This window comes from Longimonas sp. (assembly GCF_046498435.1).
GTDB lineage: Bacteria > Bacteroidota > Rhodothermia > Rhodothermales > Salinibacteraceae > Longimonas.
Window position 1 is genome coordinate 1 of record NZ_JAWOAR010000134.1, and the last position, 2,697, is coordinate 2,697.

Annotated in this window: 2 protein-coding genes and 1 riboswitch; both genes read left to right on the top strand. The window is 61.5% G+C overall.

Annotation, left to right across the window (positions count from 1 at the left end; all coding sequences use genetic code 11):
* The first annotated feature begins 18 nt into the window (after window positions 1–18).
* Window positions 19–1,356, top strand: a complete 1,338-nt coding sequence (locus tag R6U20_RS05050; protein WP_410336777.1) for an MFS transporter — start codon at window positions 19–21, stop codon at window positions 1,354–1,356.
* 110 nt (window positions 1,357–1,466) lie between these two features.
* Window positions 1,467–1,574, top strand: a riboswitch (TPP riboswitch).
* Between the two features lie 58 nt (window positions 1,575–1,632).
* Complete coding sequence (locus R6U20_RS05055) at window positions 1,633–2,409, top strand: 3-oxoacyl-ACP reductase (RefSeq protein WP_410336778.1); 777 nt, start codon at window positions 1,633–1,635, stop codon at window positions 2,407–2,409.
* Window positions 2,410–2,697: the final 288 nt, after the last annotated feature.

Consider the following 2,697-nt stretch of genomic DNA (forward strand, 5'->3'; position numbering starts at 1 on the left):
GGTCATGTCACAGGTCTTATGGCCTATAGATCCCCCAAGCATGACACTGACGTTGAGGACCGCGCCGGGTACCTCGAACTGCTACGCACCAACGCCGACTACCGGCGGCTGTGGCTGGGCAGTAGCCTGTCGCTCCTGGGCGACTGGTTCAATCTGATTGCGCTCTACACCCTTGTCTCTACGCTCACGGGCTCGCCGCTCGCCATTGGCGTCATCTTCCTGGCGAAGATGCTGCCGTGGGCCCTGGCTGCGCCGGTGGCCGGACTCATCGTAGACCGCTACAATCGCCGCCGGCTCATGATCGGGGCCGATCTCATCCGGTCGGTTATTGTGCTCGGCTTTCTGTTGATTCAGGAGGCTGCGCATGTGCCGCTCATCTACGTGCTCATTGCGGCACAGGTCGTTGTGGGATCGGTCTACGTGCCGGCAAAAAGCGCCTCCATCCCCAACATCACCGCGCCGCGTGAGCTGCTCACGGCAAATGCGCTCTCTTCCGCGACCTGGTCCACTATGTTGGCGGTGGGCGCTGCCCTGGGGGGATTCGTAGTGGAGTTCGCGAGCATTGAGGCGGTGTTCATCCTTGACTGCCTGACCTACCTGTGGTCGGCCTGGTTTGTGTACCGCACGGTGATTCCCCAGCACACCGAAGATGCTAACGATCCGCTCCTGCGGACGGCGGCACGGAAGATCTGGGACGGTTGGGCTCACTTGCGATCGCACCCTCGGGTGGCCCGCATCGCTACGGCGAAAGGGACCTGGGCGCTGGCCGGGGGCGGACTCGTCTACATGCTTACGCTTATCGGCGAGCAGGTGTCGCCGGGGGCTATTGCGGCGGGCATCGGCGTGCTGTTTATGGCGCGGGGCATTGGCACCGGCATCGGGCCGATCATTGCGCGGGGCCTCTTCACGGACCGATCCAACTGGCCAATGGTGCTGGGCAGCGCCATTGCCGTAAGCGGCAGCGCCTACTTTGCGGTCGGCGTGGTGCCGTGGGCACCCGAGGGCCTCGCGATGTTTACGGTGATTGCGCTCGTGGTAATGGCCCATGCCTCCAGCGGCGGCAATTGGGTGCTGGCCACGGTACTGCTGCAGAAACGCACCGACGACGCCTACCGCGGGCGTGTCTTTGCCACCGAGTGGCTCCTGGTGATGCTGGCCGAAAGCCTCTCCATTGGCGCGGCAAGCGTAATCCTGGAGCTGGGCTGGCTCGACCTGGCGGGCACGGTGCGGGTCTTTGCTGCCGCACAAATAGCCTTCGGACTCCTCTGGCTGCTCGTTGTTGTCCCAAAAGAGCGGCAATCCGACGCTGAAGAGCAGCAGGCAGATAGGATGGCAACGGCCCACGAAGACACGTAGAATCGTTGCGGTTGCGTGCGCGCTGTGGTACGTTGGGTATTGTTTAGGGGATGCGTCTGGCATATCGTGCAACGGATGGATTGTCGCATCCCCCTACACCCACTTTTCGATAGCGAGGCTGGGGGTGCCCCCGCGCAGGAATGCGTTTGGGGCTGAGAGACACACCCTTCGAACCTGATCCGGGTCGTACCGGCGCAGGAAAGCTTCCCGCTGTTCCCCGTGCAAGTCTGCCGCAGGGGCACCGCTGGCTTCGCATTTCTTCCAGCAATACCCCGGATGCTTATGTCTGCCCTCCCTCTTTCTGACCAGGTCGTGCTCATTACCGGTGCCAGTCGCGGACTCGGTGCGGCCCTGGCCCGTGCCTTTGCACGCGAAGGCGCTCGCGTGGTCGTGAACTACTACCAGAGCAAAGACGCCGCCTACGAGGTGGCTGCCTCGATTGGCGAACGCGCGCTTCCGTACCAGGCCGACGTGCGCGATGGTGAGGCCGTGCACGCTATGGTTGATGCCGCCGCCGATCACTTTGGCGCACCCGTAACCACCGTCATCAGTAATGCGCTAATCGACTTTCAGTTTGATGCAGAAGCCCGCGCCACCGCCGGCACCGTATCGTGGAGCAACTACCAGACGCAGCTCGAAGGCAGTGTGCAAGCTGCACTGCACTTGGTGCAAGCATGCCGTCCGGCCATGAAAGACGCTGGATTCGGGCGCTTCGTGGCAATTGGCTCTAACCTTGTGCAGAACCCGGTCGTGCCATACCACGACTACACCACCAGCAAAGCCGCGCTGCTCGGCTTTGTGCGCAACATGGCGCAGGAGCTCGGGCCCGACGGCATCACCGTAAACATGGTGTCGGGCGGACTGCTCGACCGCACGGATGCCAGCGCCGCTACCTCCGATGCGGTGTTCGATCTGATTCGCGCCTCCACGCCGATGCGCTCGGTGACCACGCCTGAAGAGATGGCCGATGCCGTGCTCTTTTTCGCCTCGCCGTGGGCCCGTGCCATCACTGGGCAAAACCTGATTGTGGACGGCGGCCTCGTGATGCAGTAACTACGGCCTACGAGATATGCGGGAGTGATGCCCATTTGCCTATTTCGTCATGCTGAACGAAGCGAAGCATCTCAGAATGCGTTGTGCTATACATCTGATCGCTGTTGAACATACAGAAATGCTTGTTTATGCCCTCACACCGTCATCCCAGACGGAGCGGAGCGACGATCTGGGATGACGGTGTGAGGGCATAAACAAGCATTTCTGTATGTTCAACAGCGATCAGATGTATAGCACAACGCATACGAAGAGTAAGCGCGTTTTCGACGAGAAGCCCGGAGCGTGAGA

Excerpts from the sequence above, each read along its gene's own strand:
- R6U20_RS05055 (WP_410336778.1), top strand. The coding sequence starts at position 1,633 with ATGCTTATGTCTGCCCTCCCTCTTTCTGACCAGGTCGTGCTCATTACC.
- R6U20_RS05050 (WP_410336777.1), top strand. The coding sequence starts at position 19 with ATGGCCTATAGATCCCCCAAGCATGACACTGACGTTGAGGACCGCGCC.